At 70.6% G+C, this 18,533-nt stretch carries 16 protein-coding genes, 1 tRNA gene and 2 pseudogenes; 13 read left to right on the forward strand and 6 right to left on the reverse strand.

Annotated elements, in window-relative coordinates:
• From ACFCZF_RS07950 to ACFCZF_RS07980, 7 genes and pseudogenes are all read left to right on the forward strand, one after another.
• Complete coding sequence (locus ACFCZF_RS07950) at nt 1-753, forward strand: DUF3710 domain-containing protein (protein ID WP_375923734.1); 753 nt, start codon at nt 1-3, stop codon at nt 751-753.
• Nucleotides 754-963: 210 nt separating this feature from the next.
• A complete protein-coding gene (locus tag ACFCZF_RS07955) occupies nt 964-2,658 on the forward strand; it encodes an IS4 family transposase (RefSeq protein WP_376670920.1) in 1,695 nt (564 codons plus the stop codon).
• A 149-nt stretch (nt 2,659-2,807) separates the two neighbouring features.
• Nucleotides 2,808-2,906: pseudogene (locus tag ACFCZF_RS07960) on the forward strand (ABC transporter ATP-binding protein); the annotation flags it as partial.
• Between the two features lie 124 nt (nt 2,907-3,030).
• Entirely contained in the window at nt 3,031-5,586 is a 2,556-nt protein-coding gene (locus tag ACFCZF_RS07965; RefSeq protein WP_376670921.1) for an ATP-binding protein, read from the forward strand.
• The gene (locus ACFCZF_RS07970) at nt 5,574-6,290 is read left to right on the forward strand and encodes a response regulator (RefSeq protein WP_375923740.1); all 717 of its coding nucleotides are present in this window, start codon (nt 5,574-5,576) and stop codon (nt 6,288-6,290) included. The genes ACFCZF_RS07965 and ACFCZF_RS07970 overlap by 13 nt, the downstream gene beginning before the upstream one ends.
• 84 nt (nt 6,291-6,374) lie before the next feature.
• Nucleotides 6,375-6,773 (forward strand): OB-fold nucleic acid binding domain-containing protein, encoded by a 399-nt coding sequence (locus ACFCZF_RS07975; protein WP_073731801.1) that lies wholly within the window; start codon nt 6,375-6,377, stop codon nt 6,771-6,773.
• A 3-nt stretch (nt 6,774-6,776) separates the two neighbouring features.
• Nucleotides 6,777-7,565 (forward strand): DUF3159 domain-containing protein, encoded by a 789-nt coding sequence (locus ACFCZF_RS07980; protein WP_376670922.1) that lies wholly within the window; start codon nt 6,777-6,779, stop codon nt 7,563-7,565.
• A 158-nt stretch (nt 7,566-7,723) separates the two neighbouring features.
• Here the strand turns inward: ACFCZF_RS07980 and ACFCZF_RS07985 are convergent, their stop codons facing one another.
• Together ACFCZF_RS07985 and ACFCZF_RS07990 are read right to left on the reverse strand one after the other, a co-directional pair.
• Complete coding sequence (locus tag ACFCZF_RS07985) at nt 7,724-8,401, reverse strand: potassium channel family protein (protein WP_375925177.1); 678 nt, start codon at nt 8,399-8,401, stop codon at nt 7,724-7,726.
• A complete protein-coding gene (locus ACFCZF_RS07990; RefSeq protein ID WP_121749678.1) occupies nt 8,401-9,072 on the reverse strand; it encodes a TrkA family potassium uptake protein in 672 nt (223 codons plus the stop codon). Before ACFCZF_RS07990 ends, ACFCZF_RS07985 begins: the two co-directional genes overlap by 1 nt.
• 561 nt (nt 9,073-9,633) lie before the next feature.
• Between ACFCZF_RS07990 and ACFCZF_RS07995 the strand changes: the two genes are divergently transcribed.
• From ACFCZF_RS07995 to ACFCZF_RS08010, 4 genes are all read left to right on the forward strand, one after another.
• Entirely contained in the window at nt 9,634-11,694 is a 2,061-nt protein-coding gene (locus ACFCZF_RS07995) for an APC family permease (protein WP_376670923.1), read from the forward strand.
• A 77-nt stretch (nt 11,695-11,771) separates the two neighbouring features.
• Nucleotides 11,772-13,124 (forward strand): class I SAM-dependent RNA methyltransferase, encoded by a 1,353-nt coding sequence (locus ACFCZF_RS08000; RefSeq protein ID WP_376670924.1) that lies wholly within the window; start codon nt 11,772-11,774, stop codon nt 13,122-13,124.
• Between the two features lie 129 nt (nt 13,125-13,253).
• On the forward strand, nt 13,254-13,448 hold the full coding sequence (locus tag ACFCZF_RS08005; RefSeq protein ID WP_307058058.1) for a ribbon-helix-helix protein, CopG family: 195 nt from the start codon (nt 13,254-13,256) through the stop codon (nt 13,446-13,448).
• Nucleotides 13,445-13,837 carry a type II toxin-antitoxin system death-on-curing family toxin gene (locus tag ACFCZF_RS08010; RefSeq protein WP_376670925.1) on the forward strand — a complete coding sequence of 131 codons (393 nt, stop codon included), beginning with the start codon at nt 13,445-13,447 and terminating at the stop codon, nt 13,835-13,837. The genes ACFCZF_RS08005 and ACFCZF_RS08010 overlap by 4 nt, the downstream gene beginning before the upstream one ends.
• Before the next feature lie 42 nt (nt 13,838-13,879).
• Here ACFCZF_RS08010 and ACFCZF_RS08015 read toward each other — a convergent pair.
• Nucleotides 13,880-14,668, reverse strand: a pseudogene (locus tag ACFCZF_RS08015) (GNAT family N-acetyltransferase); the annotation flags it as partial.
• 51 nt (nt 14,669-14,719) lie between these two features.
• On the reverse strand, nt 14,720-15,301 hold the full coding sequence (locus ACFCZF_RS08020) for a TetR/AcrR family transcriptional regulator (protein ID WP_376670926.1): 582 nt from the start codon (nt 15,299-15,301) through the stop codon (nt 14,720-14,722).
• A 142-nt stretch (nt 15,302-15,443) separates the two neighbouring features.
• Between ACFCZF_RS08020 and ACFCZF_RS08025 the strand changes: the two genes are divergently transcribed.
• Nucleotides 15,444-16,262, forward strand: a complete 819-nt coding sequence (locus ACFCZF_RS08025; RefSeq protein ID WP_376670927.1) for an SDR family NAD(P)-dependent oxidoreductase — start codon at nt 15,444-15,446, stop codon at nt 16,260-16,262.
• A 372-nt stretch (nt 16,263-16,634) separates the two neighbouring features.
• Here the strand turns inward: ACFCZF_RS08025 and ACFCZF_RS08030 are convergent.
• Nucleotides 16,635-16,720: transfer RNA gene (locus ACFCZF_RS08030), tRNA-Leu, on the reverse strand.
• 49 nt (nt 16,721-16,769) lie between these two features.
• Nucleotides 16,770-17,987 carry an MFS transporter gene (locus ACFCZF_RS08035; protein WP_376670928.1) on the reverse strand — a complete coding sequence of 406 codons (1,218 nt, stop codon included), beginning with the start codon at nt 17,985-17,987 and terminating at the stop codon, nt 16,770-16,772.
• 159 nt (nt 17,988-18,146) lie between these two features.
• Between ACFCZF_RS08035 and ACFCZF_RS08040 the strand changes: the two genes are divergently transcribed.
• On the forward strand, nt 18,147-18,488 hold the full coding sequence (locus ACFCZF_RS08040) for an ArsR/SmtB family transcription factor (RefSeq protein WP_376670929.1): 342 nt from the start codon (nt 18,147-18,149) through the stop codon (nt 18,486-18,488).
• Nucleotides 18,489-18,533: the final 45 nt, after the last annotated feature.

Consider the following 18,533-nt stretch of genomic DNA (forward strand, 5'->3'; position numbering starts at 1 on the left):
GTGTTCGGACGTCGCAAGAAGAAGGATGCCGCCGAGGACGCGGCCGGCGAGACCGAGCAGGTCGTCGACAGCGTCGACACCGAGGCGGACGAAGAGCCCGAGCGTGTGCGGCTCGAGCCCGAACCGCGGCCCGACGGGCCCTGGGACAGCACCGAGGTCCGCGACCCGGCCGAGGGCCGGGTCGACCTGGGCGGCCTGTTCATCCCCGGAGTCGACGGCATGGAACTGCGCGTGGAGGTCGCGGGTGACGCGATCGTCGCCGCGACCGTCGTGCTGCGCGACAGCGCCATCCAGCTGCAGGGTTTCGCGGCGCCCAAGCGCGAGGGCATCTGGGGCGAGGTGCGCGAGGAGATCGGCTCCGGCATCACCCAGCAGGGCGGCATCATCGACGAGGTCGAGGGTCCGCTGGGCTGGGAGCTGCGGGCCCAGGTCCCGGTGCAGCTGCCGGACGGCACGGGCGGCTTCCAGGTCGTACGGTTCGTCGGTGTGGACGGCCCCCGCTGGTTCCTGCGCGGAGTGATCTCGGGCCAGGGCGCGGTGCAGCCGCAGGCCGCCGGTCTGCTGGAGCAGATCTTCCGGGACACGGTCGTGGTCCGCGGCGACGGCCCGATGGCCCCCCGCGACCCGATCGTCCTCAAGCTGCCGAACGACGCGCAGATGGTCCCCGAGGGCGTCCAACAGGAGGAGGGCTCCCGCTTCGCCGGCGGCATGGGCCAGCTCCAGCGCGGACCGGAGATCACCGAGGTCCGGTAGGTAAAGTCTCCGTACGGTTCTCCGTACGCGCGTGAACGTCCGCACGCGCGCGTGAAGGGCCGCGCCCCGCTCGGGGCGCGGCCCTTCTGTCATGGGAAGCCACTCACGTGGGAAGCCACTCACGTTCGACGCTCCGATCCGGGCCGGACAGGCGAACGGCACAGGGTCCGCTCGCGATACTGGCGCCCGGCTTCCGGCGGGGGAGGGCACATGAGCCAGGTGGTCACCGAGACCATGGTGCGCGTCGAGGACGTGCGGAAGTCGTACGGCCACGGCGCCGCCGCCGTACACGCCCTGCGCGGCGTCTCCTTCGAGGTGCCGCGTGGCGAGCTGGTCGCCCTCAAGGGGCGGTCCGGGTCCGGGAAGACCACGCTGCTCAACATCGTCGGCGGTCTCGACGTACCCGATGCCGGACGGGTCGAGGTCGACGGCCGCGACCTGGCGGAGCTGGACGAGGAGGGGCTGCTCGCCCTGCGCCGGGACCGCGTCGGCTTCGTCTTCCAGTCCTTCGGGCTCATCCCGATCCTCACCGCCGCCGAGAACGTGGGCGTACCGATGCGGCTGCGCCGGGCCGCACCGCGCGAGCGCGAGGAGCGCGTCGAGCTGCTGCTCTCACTGGTCGGCCTCGCCGACCACGCCGCACAGCGGCCCGGCGAGCTGTCCGGCGGCCAGCAGGTGGGGGTGCCCCCAGGCCGTTCAGAGCGGCTGGGGTTGGGGGTCCTGACTCGGTCGTGTCCGCCTGAGCTGGTGGACCGGGTGGTGGGTGAGGCGGGGCGCTCGGAGAAGCGCCGGCGTCTGCTGTCCGCCCGGTTCACGGTGTACTTCGTGCTGGCGATGTGCCTGTTCCCGCGGGCCGACTACCTGGAGATCTTGCGGCTGGTGAAGACAGGCGACAAGGGGCTGCGGTCCTGGTCCGGGGTGAACAAGTCGTCGTTGACCAGGGCCCGGCAGCGGCTCGGCTGGCCGGTGATGCGTGAGCTGTTCCGGGCCGTGGCCCGTCCGCTCGGCACGGACGGCGAGTTGTTCCACGGGCTGCGGGTGCTGGCCCTGGACGGGATGCTGCTGGCCGTGCCCGACTCCGCAAGTAACAACGACGCCTTCGGCAAGTCCGGCTCTCCTCGCAGTCCCATAGGATATCCGCAGGCCAGAGTCCTCGCGGTGGCTGAGTGCTCCTCCCATGCCGTGCTGGATACCGCGATCGGCGGGTTCAAGGACTCCGAGCGCATCGTCTCCGACGCCCTGGACGCCCATGTCGGAGCCGGCACGCTGTTACTGGCCGACCGGGGGCTGTGGGGTCTGGCCCGCTGGCACCGGCTGAGGGACCAGGGCACGCACCTGCTCTGGCGGATCGAGCGGCGCAAGGCCCGCCGGGTCCAGGATGTCCTGCCCGACGGCAGCTACCTCGCCCGGATCGAGGCGAACAAGCACAGCAAGGCAGCCGGGACGGTCAAGGCCCCGCCGGTGCTGGTCCGGGTGATCGAGTACCGCGTCGACGGGCAAACCGACGTGGTGCGGCTCATCACCAGTCTCACCGACCACGAGAAGTACCCCGCCGAAGAACTTGCCGTGCTCTATGCCCGGCGCTGGGAGATCGAGCTCGTCTTCGACGAGATCAAGACCCACCAACGCGGCCGACCAGTCCTCAGATCACAGACACCGGACGGCGTGCGGCAGGAAATCTACGCGCACTTGATCGTGCACCATGCCACCCGGGATCTGTTGAACGAGGCCGCCCACCTGCACCACAGCACCGCAGAACGGACCTCGTTCACCCGGGCCCTGCACGTCGTCCGCCGCTCAGTGATCTCGCCGAGCGGCTTTTCCCCCCTCAGCGATCAAGCGGGACCGGCGCCTCGGAGTCGCCGAGATCGGGCGCAGCCTGCTGCCCCGCCGAAGATCCCGTAGCTGTCCGCGAAAGATCCGGTCGTGCATCACCGGCTACGGCAGCAAGGCCCCAGGCGAACCCGCCAGCAGCCCCCGCCCTCCGGCCGTCCTCACTCTCAACAACCGATGGCACGACCACTAAAGCAACGGCATTGCCGTTCAGGCACTGGGGGAGGGTCACCGCCCTGGTCGCCACCCACGACGCCACGCTGCTGGACCTCGCCGACCGGGTGCTGGAGCTGCGGGACGGGGAGCTGACCGGGCCGTGACGGCCGCGGACGTCAGAGTTCCGTCAAAGAGCGACCCCACCCCGTACCCCGCCCCGATTTGTCGGGATTGCTCGCCGTAAGGTCGACGCTGCGCAATCAGCGTCGACCGGAAGACAATGAGGCCATGGGACGCGGCAAGCTTCGGATCTACCTCGGCGCGGCGCCGGGCGTCGGCAAGACGTACGCCATGCTGTCCGAGGCGCACCGCCGCACGGAGCGGGGCACCGACTGCGTCGTGGCCTTCGTGGAGCACCACGGCAGATCGCGCACCGAGGTGCTGCTGCACGGCCTGGAGCAGGTGCCGCGCCGGGAGCTGGAGCACCGCGGCGCGGTCTTCACGGAGCTGGACCTGGACGCGGTGCTGGCCAGGGCCCCCCGGGTGGCCCTGGTGGACGAGCTCGCCCACACCAACGTCCCCGGCGCCCGCAACGCCAAGCGGTGGCAGGACGTCGAGGAGCTGCTGGCCGCCGGGATCGACGTGGTCTCGACCGTCAACATCCAGCACCTGGAGTCACTCGGCGACGTCGTCGAGTCGATCACCGGCGTGAGACAGCAGGAGACCGTGCCGGACGAGGTGGTACGGCGCGCGGACCAGATCGAACTGGTCGACATGTCACCGCAGGCACTGCGCCGGCGCATGGCCCACGGCAACATCTACCAGTCGGACAAGGTCGACGCGGCCCTGTCCAACTACTTCCGCCCCGGCAACCTCACCGCCCTGCGCGAACTCGCGCTGCTGTGGGTGGCGGACCGGGTCGACGAGTACCTGCAGCAGTACCGCAGCGAACACCGCGTGTCGAAGATCTGGGGCTCGCGCGAGCGCATCGTGGTCGGCCTGACCGGCGGCCCCGAGGGCAGGACGCTGATACGGAGGGCCGCGCGCCTCGCGGAGAAGGGCGCCGGCGGCGAGGTGCTCGCCGTCTACATAGCCCGCAGCGACGGGCTGACCTCGGCCTCCCCGAAGGAGCTGGCGGTGCAGCGCACCCTGGTGGAGGACCTCGGCGGCACCTTCCACCACGTGCTCGGCGAGGACATACCGGCCGCCCTGCTCGACTTCGCGCGCGGCGTCAACGCCACCCAGATCATCCTCGGCTCCTCGCGCCGCAAGGCCTGGCAGTACGTCTTCGGCCCCGGCGTCGGTGCCACGGTCGCCCGCGAGTCCGGCCCCGACCTGGACGTCCACATCGTGACCCACGAGGAGGTCGCCAAGGGCCGCGGACTGCCGGTGGCCAGGGGAGCGCGGCTCGGCCGCTCCCGGATCGTCTGGGGCTGGCTCGCGGGCCTCGGCGGGCCGGTGCTGCTGACGCTGCTGCTGAACACCGTTCACCTCGGGCTCGCCAACGACGTCCTGCTCTACCTGACGCTGACCGTGGCGGCCGCCCTGCTGGGCGGGCTGTACCCGGCACTCGCCTCGGCGGCGGTCGGATCCGTGCTGCTGAACTGGTTCTTCACGCCTCCGGTCAACCGGATCACCATCGCGGACCCGAAGAACATCCTCGCGCTCGCCATATTCGTCGGCGTCGCGCTCTCCGTGGCCTCGGTCGTCGACGTCGCCGCCCGCCGCACCCACCAGGCCGCCCGGCTGCGCGCCGAGTCCGAGATCCTCTCCTTCCTCGCGGGCAACGTCCTGCGCGGCGAGACCAGCCTGGAGGCCCTCCTGGAACGGGTCCGCGAGACCTTCGGCATGGAGTCGGCCGCCCTGCTGGAGCGCGAGGGCGACGTGGCGCCCTGGACCTGCGCCGGCCGCGCCGGGGCGGGGCCGCCGGTGCGGCGCCCGGAGGACGCGGACGTGGACATTCCGGTCGGGGACCACATGGCCCTCGCGCTGAGCGGCCGGGTCCTGCCTGCCGAGGACCGCCGGGTACTGGCCGCCTTCGCCGCCCAGGCCGCCGTCGTCCTGGACCGGCGGCGCCTGCGCGAGGAGGCCGACCGCGCCCGCGCGCTCGCCGAGGGCAACCGCATCCGCACGGCGCTGCTCGCCGCCGTCAGCCACGACCTCCGTACCCCGCTGGCCGGGATCAAGGCGGCGGTCACCAGCCTCAGGTCCGACGACGTGGCGTGGTCGGAGGAGGACGAGGCGGAGCTCCTGGAGGGCATCGAGGAGGGCGCCGACCGCCTCGACCACCTCGTCGGCAATCTGCTCGACATGTCCCGCCTCCAGACCGGTACGGTCACGCCGCTGATCCGCGAGATCGACGTCGACGAGGTGGTGCCGATGGCGCTGGGCGGGGTGCCCGAGGGAAGCGTCGAACTGGACATCCCCGAGACGCTGCCCATGGTCGCCGTCGACGCCGGGCTCCTGGAGCGGTCGATGGCCAACCTGGTGGAGAACGCCGTCAAGTACAGCCCCGCCGGTCGCACCGTCCTGGTCGCCGCCAGCGCCCTCGCGGACCGCGTCGAGGTGCGGGTCGTCGACCGGGGGCCGGGCGTGCCGGACGAGGCCAAGGACCGCATCTTCGAGCCCTTCCAGCGCTACGGCGACGCCCCGCGCGGCGCCGGTGTGGGGCTCGGCCTGGCCGTGGCCCGGGGCTTCGCCGAGGCGATGGGCGGCACCCTCAACGCCGAGGACACCCCCGGCGGCGGTCTCACCATGGTGCTCACCCTCCGCGCGGCGGGAACGCCCGCCCGCGCCGACCACCTCACGACAGCAGAAAGGCAGGCCGCCCGATGCCGAGCCTGACCGGGGGAGACCCCCGGACCCCCACGAGGGTGCTCGTGATCGACGACGAACCGCAGATCGTGCGTGCCCTCGTGATCAACCTCAAGGCCCGGCACTACGAGGTCGACGCCGCCCACGACGGTGCCGCCGCCCTCCAGCTCGCCGCGGCCCGCCATCCCGACGTCGTGGTGCTGGACCTGGGACTGCCCGACATGGACGGCGTCGAGGTGATCCGAGGGCTGCGCGGCTGGACCCGGGTACCGATCCTGGTGCTGTCCGCCCGGCACTCCTCCGACGAGAAGGTCGAGGCGCTCGACGCGGGTGCCGACGACTACGTCACCAAACCCTTCGGCATGGACGAACTGCTGGCCCGGCTGCGCGCCGCCGTGCGCCGGGCCGAGCCGGTCCCGGGCGGCGAGGACGACGTGGTCGTGGACACCGCGGAGTTCACCGTCGACCTGGCCGCGAAGAAGGTGAACCGGGGCGGGAAGGACGTACGGCTCACCCCCACCGAGTGGCATCTGCTGGAGGTGCTGGTGCGCAACACCGGACGCCTGGTCAGCCAGAAGCAGCTGCTGCAGGAGGTGTGGGGGCCGTCGTACGGGACGGAGACGAACTACCTCCGGGTCTACATGGCGCAGCTGCGCCGCAAGCTGGAGGCGGACCCGGCGCACCCGCGGCACTTCATCACGGAGCCAGGCATGGGGTACCGCTTCGAGAAGTGAGCGGGAAGTGAGTGGGAAGTGAGCCTCGCTATACCGGGCCGGAGAGGGTGTCTGGCTGTCGGCGCGCCCCGGTACGCTTCAGATATGAGTGCTGCTCCGCGTTCCGACAAGCCGGTGGGCCGGTTCCGGCGCATGTTCGACCGGCTCTCCTCGTCGCAGGAGGACCTGGAGTCCGAGGAACTGCGCGAGGACGCCGACACCGCCGGCTGCACCCGTATCTGCGATTGTCAGGACCGGCAGATCGTGTCGGTTACTGGTACCTTGCGCACGGTCACCCTGCGACCGCGTGCGGGCGTCCCGGCCCTGGAGGCCGAGCTGTTCGACGGTTCCGCCGCCCTGGACGTGGTGTGGCTGGGCAGACGCTCCATCGTGGGCATAGAGCCGGGGCGCAAGCTCATCGCATCGGGCCGGATCTCGATGAGCCGGGGCCGCCGGGTGCTCTTCAACCCGAAATACGAACTGAGACCCCTCGGACGGGAGTAGCCGGTGACGTCGCTCGACAAGCCGACCGAAGACACCCAAGACACGGAAGCCGACGACGCCCGGGCGGTGACGGAGGCCGCGCTGTTCGAGGCGTTCGGCGGCGTGCGGGGCATGGTCGAGACGGTGCTGCCGGGCCTGCTCTTCGTCACCATCTTCACCCTCAACAACGACCTGCACATGTCCGCGATCGCGGCGCTCGCCGTGTCGCTGGTGCTGGTCGTGGTCCGGCTGGCGATGAAGGACACCGTCAAGCACGCCTTCAGCGGGGTCTTCGGCGTCGCCTTCGGCGTGGTCTTCGCGATGATGACCGACAACGCCAAGAACTTCTATCTGCCGGGCATGCTCTACACCCTGGGCCTGGCCATGGCGTACATCGTCACCTCGCTGGCCGGGGTGCCGCTGATCGGCCTGATCCTCGGCCCGGTCTTCAAGGAGAACCTCTCCTGGCGCACCCGCAACCCGGGCCGCAAGAAGGCGTACACCAAGGCCAGCTACGCCTGGGGCCTGATCCTGCTCGGCAAGAGCGCCATCCTCTTCCCGCTGTACTGGTGGGCGGACACCGAGCAGCTCGGCTGGGTCCTGGTCACCCTGAAGATCCCGCCGTTCCTGCTCGCCGTGTGGCTGACCTGGGTGTTCCTGGCGAAGGCGCCGGCCCCCATCGACGTGTTCGCGGAGATGGAGGCGGCGGAGAAGGCCGAGGAGGAGAGGGCGGAGCGCGAGAAGGCCGAGCGCGAGGCCCGGGGCGAGGACACCCTGGACCAGACGCCCGGCGGCAGGCACCGCAAGGGCTGACGGCACCCGGGAGCCGACGAACCCGAAGGCTGACGCGCCCCAAGCACCGACGGCGCGCTGACGGCATACGACGGCGCCGACGGCACCGACGGCATACGACGGTGGGGCGCCCGGAGATCTCCGGGCGCCCCACCCTCGTGTCGCGGGCCGTGCGTCGGTCAGCGCGCCGTACTGCCCTTCCGCGCCGACAGCAGGTCCTCCAGCTGCTCCTCGCGGGCCTGGGCCGCCACGAACAGCAGCTCGTCGCCCGCCTCCAGCGAGTCCTCCCGGGACGGTGTCAGCACCCGGGTGCCGCGGATGATCGTGACCAGCGAGGTGTCCTCGGGCCACTCCACGTCGCCGACCTGGATGCCGGCCAGGGCCGACTCCTCCGGCAGCGTCAGCTCCACCAGGTTGGCGTCGCCGTGGCTGAAGCGCAGCAGCCGGACCAGGTCACCGACGCTCACCGCCTCCTCGACCAGGGCCGACATCAGTCGCGGGGTGGAGACGGCGACGTCCACGCCCCAGGACTCGTTGAACAGCCACTCGTTCTTCGGGTTGTTCACCCGGGCGACGACGCGCGGAACGCCGTACTCCGTCTTGGCCAGCAGGGAGACGACCAGGTTGACCTTGTCGTCGCCCGTCGCGGCGATGACGACGTTGCAGCGCTGGAGCGCCGCCTCGTCCAGGGACGTGATCTCGCACGCGTCGGCGAGCAGCCACTCAGCCATCGGGACGCGCTCGACCGAGATGGCGGTCGGCGCCTTGTCGATGAGCAGGACCTCGTGGCCGTTCTCCAGCAGTTCGCCCGCGATCGAGCGGCCGACCGCACCGGCTCCGGCAATGGCGACCCTCATCAGTGACCGCCCTCCTCTTCGGGACCCTTGGCGAACGACGCCTCGACCTTGTGAACCTCGTCGGCGCGCATCATCACGTGCACCAGGTCACCCTCCTGCAACACCGTCTGCGAGGTGGGCAGGATGGCCTCCCCGAGCCGGGTGAGGAACGCCACCCGCACACCGGTCTCCTCCTGGAGCCGGCTGATCTTGTGGCCGACCCAGGACGCCGAGGTGTGCACCTCGGCGAGCTGGACGCCGCCGGTGGGGTCGCGCCACAACGGCTCGGCGCCCGAGGGGAGCAGCCTGCGCAGCATCTGGTCGGCCGTCCAGCGGACGGTGGCGACCGTGGGGATGCCCAGGCGCTGGTAGACCTCGGCGCGGCGGGGGTCGTAGATACGGGCGGCGACGTTCTCCACGCCGAACATCTCGCGGGCCACGCGGGCAGCGATGATGTTCGAGTTGTCACCGCTGGAGACGGCGGCGAAGGCACCGGCCTCCTCGACGCCCGCCTCGCGCAGGGTGTCCTGGTCGAAACCGATACCGGTGACCCGACGGCCGCCGAACGTGGAACCGAGGCGACGGAACGCGGTGGGGTCCTGGTCGATCACGGCGACCGTGTGCCCTTGCTGCTCCAGGGTCTGCGCGAGGGCCGAGCCCACGCGCCCGCAGCCCATGATGACGATGTGCATCGCCTCACACCCCGCTTTCTGCGGGCCCGCCGGCCTCTGTGGATGTCCTGCTCATGTCTCTCTTTCGGCTCGCCTGGCGACACGTCGCGGCCAGTGTGCGGGCCGCAGGGGAACATCATGCCGGTGAGTACCGACGCTGACGCCTCTCGGGGCCCCGGGAAGCCGGATTCCCCGTCCGGGAAGCCGGGTCCCCCTGCCCGCACCCAACGTATCGGCAAGCCTCCAGCGCCCGCAGGGGCCGTCTCACCCCCCGGCCGACGACCCCCGCCGGCCGATGCTGCGGATGCTGGCGCGGGTCAGGATTCCGAGGCCGACGAGCGTGGCGGCGCCGCCGATCAGCTCTGCGCTCAGGTGCATGGGACCTCCAGGGGCGGCAACGGCCGGGAAGCGAACGGCAATCGGCCGGCAATCGGACGGTGCTTGTCATATAGGCATGGGAACCCGGCGGCCTGCGGAATCCGCAGCCGGACCACCCGCCGAATTCACCCGTAGAGCAGACGGCGGGCCGATCGGGGGTGGCGGGTGGGCGGGCGCCCGTTCGAACGCTTACGATCCTCTGTTGTGTCCAAACTGACCGACGTGCCCAAGCGGATCCTGATCGGGCGCGCACTGCGCAGTGACCGGCTGGGGGAAACGCTCCTGCCGAAGCGCATTGCCCTACCCGTCTTCGCCTCCGACCCGCTCTCCTCCGTGGCGTACGCGCCGGGCGAGGTGCTGCTGGTCCTGTCCATCGCGGGCGTGTCGGCGTACCACTTCAGTCCCTGGATCGCGGTCGCGGTCGTCGTGCTGATGTTCACGGTGGTCGCCTCCTACCGGCAGAACGTGCACGCCTACCCGAGCGGCGGCGGCGACTACGAGGTCGCGAACACCAACCTCGGCCCCAAGGCGGGCCTGACGGTGGCGAGCGCGCTGCTGGTGGACTACGTCCTGACCGTCGCCGTCTCCATCTCCTCCGGCATCGAGAACCTCGGCTCCGCGATCCCCTTCGTCGTCGAGCACAAGGTCCTCTGCGCGGTCGCCGTGATCCTGCTGCTGACGCTGATGAACCTGCGCGGGGTCAGGGAGTCGGGCACCCTGTTCGCGATTCCGACCTACGTCTTCGTCACGGGCGTCTTCATCATGATCGCGTGGGGGGCCTTCCGAGGCCTGGTACTGGACGACACCATGCGCGCCCCGACGGCGGACTACGAGATCAAACCGGAACACGGCGGCCTGGCCGGCTTCGCCCTGGTCTTCCTCCTGCTGCGCGCCTTCTCCTCCGGCTGCGCCGCCCTCACCGGCGTCGAGGCCATCTCCAACGGCGTCCCGGCCTTCCGCAAGCCCAAGTCGAAGAACGCGGGCAACACCCTCGCGCTGATGGGCCTGCTCGCCGTCACCATGTTCTGCGGCATCATCGCGCTGGCCGCCGCGACCGACGTCCGCATGTCGGAGAACCCGGCCACCGACCTCTTCCACAACGGCGTCGCGCTCGGCTCGGACTACGTCCAGCACCCGGTGATCTCGCAGGTCGCCGAGGCGGTCTTCGGCGAGGGCAGCTTCCTCTTCATCGTCCTGGCCGCCGCCACCGCGCTCGTCCTCTTCCTCGCCGCGAACACCGCGTACAACGGCTTCCCGCTGCTCGGCTCGATCCTTGCCCAGGACCGCTACCTGCCGCGCCAGCTGCACACCCGCGGCGACCGCCTGGCCTTCTCGAACGGCATCGTGCTCCTCGCCGGCGCGGCGATGCTCCTGGTCTTCATCTACGGCGCCGACTCGACCCGCCTCATCCAGCTCTACATCGTCGGCGTCTTCGTGTCCTTCACGCTCAGCCAGATCGGCATGGTCCGCCACTGGAACCGCCACCTGGCCACGGAGCGGGACCCGGCCAAGCGCCGCCGCATGCACCGCTCCCGCGCGATCAACGCCTTCGGCGCCTTCTTCACCGGCCTGGTGCTGGTCGTCGTACTCGCCACGAAGTTCACGCACGGAGCGTGGGTCGCCCTGCTCGGCATGTGCATCTTCTTCGCCACGATGACGGCGATCCGCAAGCACTACGACCGCGTCGCCGAGGAGATCGCCGCCCCCGAGGACCCGGATGCGCAGAGCGACGACATGGTGCGCCCCTCCCGCGTCCACTCCGTCGTCCTCATCTCCAAGATCCACCGCCCCACCCTGCGCGCCCTCGCCTACGCCAAGCTCATGCGCTCCGACACCCTGGAGGCGCTCAGCGTCAACGTCGACCCGGCGGAGACGAAGGCGCTGCGCGACGAGTGGGAGCGGCGCGGCATCGCCGTACCGCTGAAGGTGCTGGACTCGCCGTACCGCGAGATCACGCGGCCGGTCATCGAGTACGTCAAGAGCCTGCGCAAGGAGTCCCCGCGCGACGCGGTCTCCGTGATCATCCCGGAGTACGTGGTCGGCCACTGGTACGAGCACCTGCTGCACAACCAGAGCGCCCTGCGTCTCAAGGGGCGGCTGTTGTTCACCCCCGGGGTTATGGTCACCTCCGTCCCCTACCAGCTGCAGTCCTCCGAGGCCGCCAAGCGCCGGGCCCGCAAGCGGCAGGACTGGAACGCGCCAGGTGCGGTCCGGCGCGGTCCGGCCCAGCACGACCGGGCGAAGGAGTCCTCGTCGTCGACGTAGACTGGACGGCTGTTGTCCTTTGACGTTCGTCTGCCGACGTCCGTCTCTCGTCGTCCGTTCTCTGGAGTCACCCCGCCATGCAGGCAGAACCGAAGAAATCGCAGGCGGAGTCCCAGGCGGTCTCGCTGGTGGGCCAGGAGTACGAGGTCGAGATCGGCCCCGTCGCCCACGGCGGCCACTGCATCGCCCGTACGTCCGAGGGGCAGGTGCTGTTCGTCCGGCACACGCTGCCCGGCGAGCGCGTCGTGGCCCGGGTGACCGAGGGCGAGGAGGGCGCCCGCTTCCTCCGCGCGGACGCGGTCGAGATCCTGGACGCTTCCAAGGACCGCATCGAGGCACCGTGCCCCTTCGCCGGCCCCGGCCGCTGCGGCGGCTGTGACTGGCAGCACGCCAAGCCCGGAGCGCAGCGCCGCCTGAAGGGCGAGGTCGTCACCGAGCAGCTCAAGCGGCTCTCGGGCCTCACGCCCGAGGAGGCCGGCTGGGACGGCACGGTGATGCCGGCCGAGGGCGACAAGCTGCCCGCCGGCCAGGTCCCGTCGTGGCGCACGCGCGTGCAGTACGCCGTGGACGCCGAGGGCAACGCGGGCCTGCGCAAGCACCGCTCGCACGAGGTCGAACCGATCGACCACTGCATGATCGCCGCCGAGGGCGTCAGCGAGCTGGGGATCGAGCAGCGCGACTGGATCGGCATGGAGTCGGTCGAGGCGATCGCGGCGAGCGGCTCGCAGGACCGGCAGGTCATCCTGACTCCCCGCCCGGGTGCGAGGCTCCCCATCGTCGAGCTGGACCGCCCGGTGTCGGTCATGCGCGTGGAGGAGAAGGACGGCGGCGTCCACCGCGTCCACGGCCGCCCCTTCGTCCGCGAGCGCGCGGACGGCCGCACCTACCGGGTCGGCTCCGGCGGCTTCTGGCAGGTCCACCCCAAGGCCGCCGACACCCTGGTCCTCGCGGTCATGCAGGGCCTGCTCCCGCGCAAGGGCGACATGGCCCTCGACCTGTACTGCGGCGTCGGCCTCTTCGCCGGCGCCCTGGCCGACCGCGTCGGCGACAAGGGCGCGGTACTCGGCATCGAGTCCGGCAAGCGCGCCGTCGAGGACGCCCGTCACAACCTCGCCGGCTTCGACCGCGTCCGCATCGAACAGGGCAAGGTCGAGGCCGTCCTGCCGCGCACCGGCATCGACGAGGTCGACCTCATCGTCCTCGACCCGCCGCGCGCGGGGGCGGGGCGGAAGACGGTGCAGCACCTCGCGTCCCTGGGGGCGCGTCGTATCGCGTACGTGGCGTGCGATCCCGCTGCGCTGGCCCGGGATCTGGGGTACTTCCGGGACGGGGGATATCGGGTGCGGATGTTGCGGGTGTTCGATCTGTTTCCGATGACGCATCATGTGGAGTGTGTGGCGATCCTGGAGCCTGCGAACAAGGGCGTCTGACCGTGCTGACCTGACCGTCGGCACGGGGACAGGGACTCCGCCGGTATGGGCATCCTGCTGCACCCCGGCGGCGGCGCGAGTAGGTGGTATCAGCTCGCTACCTAGATACCAGGCCGGTATCATTGCTGTATGGCGATGACACTCCGACTCCCCGACGACCTTGACGCGAAGCTCACCGAACGGGCTCGTCGTGAGGGCCGCAGCAAGCAGGAACTCGCCATCGAGGCCATCCGCGACGCCCAGAACCGGGCCGAGTTGAAGGTCGACGATGTCCTGGCCGAGCTCATGGAGAGCGATGCGGAGATCCTGGACTACCTGAAGTGACCGAAGTGCGCTACATCCAGATCGACGAGATCCTGGCCATCGCCCGCACGGTCAACGGTACCGAGCACAGCGTGCGTGACATGGGACTTCTGGTGTCAGCTGTCGAACGGCCCCGGACCAACGTGTTCGGAGCCGAGCTGTATCCCACGCTGCACGAGAAGGCGGCGGCACTGCTGCACTCCGTCGCCCGCAATCACGCGCTGATCGACGGCAACAAGCGCACTGCCTGGCTGGCCATGCGCGTCTTCCTGCGGTTCAACGGCGTCAGCGCCAGTACAGAACCGCCGCCCGTCTCCGTTGCCGGCCCGTTCGTCGAGGAAGTCGCGCAGGACAACATCGACGTACCGGTCATTGCCAAGCGTCTGTCGGTCTGGTTCCCGGTTTCCTGACGCACGTTGACGTGGTCGAGTCCGGGTGTTCCGGGCCCGCGGTCAGGAGCCGGCTGATTGAAGGTCGAGCTGGTACTCCAGGGCCTTGTGGGTGGGGGCGTATCCCAAGGCGTCGTTGATGCGCCGCATGTGTGTGTTGCTGTCCGCCGTGTCGGTGACCAGGCCGGCGAGATCGGGGTGGTTGGTGCGGGCCAGGTGGATCGACTCGGCCTTCATCCAGCGGCCCAGGCCGTGACCGCGGTGCTCGGGGAGGACGCCGGTGCCGTAGTGCGTCCCGTCGCCCTTGCCGTCACCCGGGACGACGAGTTCGGAGAAGCCGGCGATCGAGCCGTCGGACTCGTCGACGGCAACCACCGTGGTCAGCAGGTCCCCTCGGTCGGCGATGGCCTGGGCAGCGGCCCGAACCCGCTCGGTGTCCCAGACGACCACGCCGTAGTCGGTGTCGTCCATCGGCATGTCGTCCATCGCGCGGCGCGACGCGGCGAATGTCTCGGCCAGTTCCCCGGGGACGGTGCCGCGCCAGGACGCGAGCCGGTAGCCGGGGTGTCGCCGCGCGGCGGCAGCCGCTATCGCGTCAGCCTCGGCGGCGCCCCACTTCTCCAGGGCAAGACGGGCGTATGTCAAGGTGAGCACCTTGCGGAAGCCGCGTGCGGCGAGGAAGTGATCGCCGGGTGTGTCCGCGTCGGCCTGCGCGACGACCGACCGCCTTCCCGCCTCCCGCGCGGCGGCCACCGCTGTTTCGAGGAGACGCGTCCCGACGTGCCGACGCCGCTCCGTCCGGTGGACGTGCAGGTGCAGCTCGGCCAGGTGATCCTGGCCTTCTCGCGTGAACGCCGTCGGTGAGCGGTTTCCGTACGTCGATGGCCGCGCCCGCAGCCGTGTTCAGGTGCGCGGTCCGGCGCCGTGCAGCAGGGTGTCGATGATGCGGGCGGCGAGGGTGTCGGTGTCGATACCGGCGTCGTCCGGGCTCCCCTGCAGGGACTCCCCGAGGAGCGAGTAGTACACCCGTCGTACCCAGTGGAGGTCGGCTGTCTCGTCGATGAGCTTGTCCGCCCGGGCACGTTCCAGCACGGTGATGCACCGCCGGCCGATGTCCTGGTGGACGGCGGCCGCTTCGCTGTCGGGGTCGGCCGGCAGCCCCAGGGCGAATGCCCAGGCGCCCTTCACCTCGAGCACATTGGCCGTGATCCGGTGCAGTGCCACAAGGGGAGGGGCGGTGTCGGGCCGGCCGTCTTCCACGGCTTGGGCGAGCTGGCGGGCGGCGGACGAAGCCAGGGCCTCGACCAGTGCCTGCCGATGGGCGAACCGCCGGTGGATCGTCGTCCTGGCCACTCCCGCCGCGGTCGCGATCTGCTCCATCGACGCGCCGGGATCCGCGGAGAGTACGCGTTCGGCCGCCTCCAGGATGGCGCGCACACTGCGCTCCGCGTCCGCTCGCAACGGTCGTGCCGCTGTCTCGCTCATGGCACCTCCCACTCATCTGCCTGACATCCGAAACGATACACCGGTGCGTCATCTCTCAATTAACTGCGTCATTGTTGTTGCAGTTAATGGGGAAGTGGGTACTCTCTTGTATCAGTCGATCGTCGAGTGAAGGAGATTTCCCGTGAACAGTGCAGCGCTCATCACTGGCGCCTCGTCCGGTCTCGGCGCTGAGTTCGCCGCGCAGCTCGCTGCCCGCGGGCACGATCTGATCCTGGTGGCGCGCTCCGAGGACAGGCTCACGGCCCTCGCCGAGCGGCTGATCGCGGAGCACGGTATCCGCGCCCACGTCCTGGTCCAGGACCTCGCCGAGCCCGATGCCGCCCGGCAGGTCGCCGGTCGGCTCGCGGCCCGTGGCCTGAGCGTCGACCTGCTGGTCAACAATGCCGGGTTCGGCACGTGCGGTCGCTTCGAGGACATCGCCGCGGACCGGGACCACGACCAGCTGATGGTCAACGTCGTCGCACTCGTCGACCTCACCCACGCCCTGCTCCCCGGCATGCTGGAGCGCGGCACGGGCGCGGTCGTGAACGTCGCTTCCACCGCGGGCTTCCAGCCGTCCCCGTACTTCGCCGTCTACAGCGCGGCCAAGGGCTTCGTACTGAACTTCGGGCTCGCCCTGCGCCAGGAGTACCGCAGGCGTGGCATCCGCGTGCTCACTCTGTGCCCCGGCCCGGTCGACACGCCCTTCTTCGATGCCATCGGCACCCGCAAGGCCGCCGTCAACGGCTCGATGACCACACCGGAGCCGGTTGTGCGCGCCGCTCTGCGCGCACTCGACCGCGACCGCGGCTATGTCACCCCCGGACTCGGCAACGCCCTGGCCGCCCATCTACTGCCGCGCCGGCCGCGCACCCTGGTCGCGGCCATCGCCGAGCGCGTCACCCGCAAGGTGCTCACCGCCTCGGGCGCGGCCGCGCAGCCGAGGGAGTACGCGGCATGAGTTCATGAGTCCTCCGCGGTCCCGGCAGCGGCGATTCCCGACGAGATCATTTCTGCCTCCGTCGGCACCAACGACCTTGCCCAGGACAGAATGTCCGCACGGAGGCCGCCCATCGCTTCGAGGGTATGAAGACAGGCGCGCGGGACGGCCGAAGGGTGGGCGGTTCATGGCGTTCACGGACTGGTTGACGTTCCCGGGTAGCCGCGGTCGCGCAAGGTGTCGTGCCATCCGAGGCCCACAGGGGCCGGTTGCCGAGTCCGGCGATGTCCAGAACGAGTTCGGCGTACATGGCGTTGGCCCAGGATAACCAGGGGCGGTGAATCGGTGGGGGTCGTGCTTGTGGATCGACTCGGTTGTCCACTGTGTCCGCAGTGCCCGGGGCGGGATTCGAACCCGCACGGCCCTGGAGGCCAGAGACTTTTAAGGTCCCCGTGTCTGACCGATTCCACCACCCGGGCCGGAGAGGGCGGCCGACGCCTCCCCGTGAGGAGGGAGGCGTCGGTGTGCTCAGTCCGTCGCGGACGTCGCGGACGTCGCCGCGAGCGCGGTGCCCGGTTCGGCGGAGGCCGTGGTCTTCTTCGCCGCGGCGCGTACGGCGGTGAGCTGGAGCAGCAGTGCGGCCGCCGCGAAGCCCGCCGCCCAGAGCGGGAGTACGGAGCCGCTCCAGCCGAAGGCGAAGGCCGCGCCGCCGAGGCCGGAGCCGATGGCGCTGCCGAGGTAGAGGGCGGACTCGTTGAGGGCGACGGCGACCGGGCCGCCGCGTTCCCCGCGCGCCGCGAGGAGGTCGTTCTGCTGGGGGACCTGGAGTGCCCAGCCGACCGCGCCCCAGACCGCGATGGGGATCAGCGCGAGCAGCGGGGTGACGGAGGCGGTGAGCCGGAAGGCGAGCAGGGAGAGGGTGAGGATCACCAGGATGCCGACGACCAGAGTGGCGGGCCGGCGGACCTTGTCGACGAGGGATCCGATGAGGATGCTGCCGAGTACGCCGCCGATGCCCCAGGCCCAGAGGTACGGGGTGATGTTGTCGACGCTTCCCATCGCGCCGGTGGCCATGACCGGGACGAAGTACGTGTAGAGGCCGAGGCTGGCGATGGCGGCGAGCAGGGAGACTCCCACGACCGAGGCGACACGGGGGTCGGTGACCACCTGGGCGCGCTGGCGCAGGCTCACCGTCTCGGTGGCGGGGAGCTGCGGGAGTCGCAGCAGCAGTCCGACGAGGGAGACGACGCCGATGCCGGTGACCAGCCACAGAGTGGCGCGCCAACTGGTGTGCTGGGCGATGTAGACGCCGGCGGGCACGCCGAGGACGGTGCCCGAGCTCATGCCTCCCATGATCACGGCGAGGGCGCGGCCCCGGCGCTCGCGCTCGACGAGCGAGGCGGCGGCCGCCGCGGCGAGCGCGAGGTAGAGACCCGCGCCGACGCCCGCGAAGGCGCGGGTGATCAGCAGCACGGGGAGCGAAGTAGCGAGCGCCGAGCCCGCGTTGGCCAGGGAGAAGACGGCCAGGGAGGCCAGCAGTCCGGTGCGTACGCGAGAGGCGGAGAGCAGGGTGGCGAAGATCGGGGAGGCGATGGCGTACGCCAGGGTGAAGGCGGTGACCATCTGGCCGGTGGAAGAGACGGTGGCGTCGAAGTCTGCCGCGATGGAGGGCAGCAGACCCGCGGTGACGTAGGCGTCGAGCCCGAGCGCGAAGGCGCCCAGGCCGAGCAGGTAGACGAGTTTCACTGATTCCCCATTGTTCGAAACTTCTGATACATCGGTACATTGCGCGGTCGGACGCGGCAGGGCAAACGGGAACGATGGATTCCGGCCACGTGCGGCAAGGACGGGAGGGCAAGGACGGGAGCAGGAAGGTGGGGTGAGCGGTTGTGCGATTCTTGAGGGGTGCGCCACTACTTCCACCCGGAGATCGAGGACGTCTGCCTGCCCGACGTGCTGTTCGCGCTGAGCGACGCCACCCGTCTGGGCATCGCCGTCGCGCTCGCGGACGGCGCCGAGCGCACCGCGGGTGAACTCGGTGGCTCCCTGGCCAAGTCGACGATGACCCACCACCTCAAGGTGCTGCGCGAGGCGGGCACGCTGCGGGTGCGGTCCGAGGGCACGCGCTGCTACAACTCGCTGCGCCTGGAGGAGCTGGAGGCACGGTTTCCCGGCCTGCTGGACCAGCTCCTCGGCTTCGCCGTGAAGTGCGGCTACACCTCGGCCGACGCCCGCCCCCGCGACTGACGGGGGGCTCGCGCGGGGGCGGGCGCCGGGGCTGTGGGTGCCGTG

It is taken from the genome of Streptomyces sp. NPDC056296 (assembly GCF_042268605.1).
In the GTDB taxonomy this organism is placed as follows: domain Bacteria; phylum Actinomycetota; class Actinomycetes; order Streptomycetales; family Streptomycetaceae; genus Streptomyces.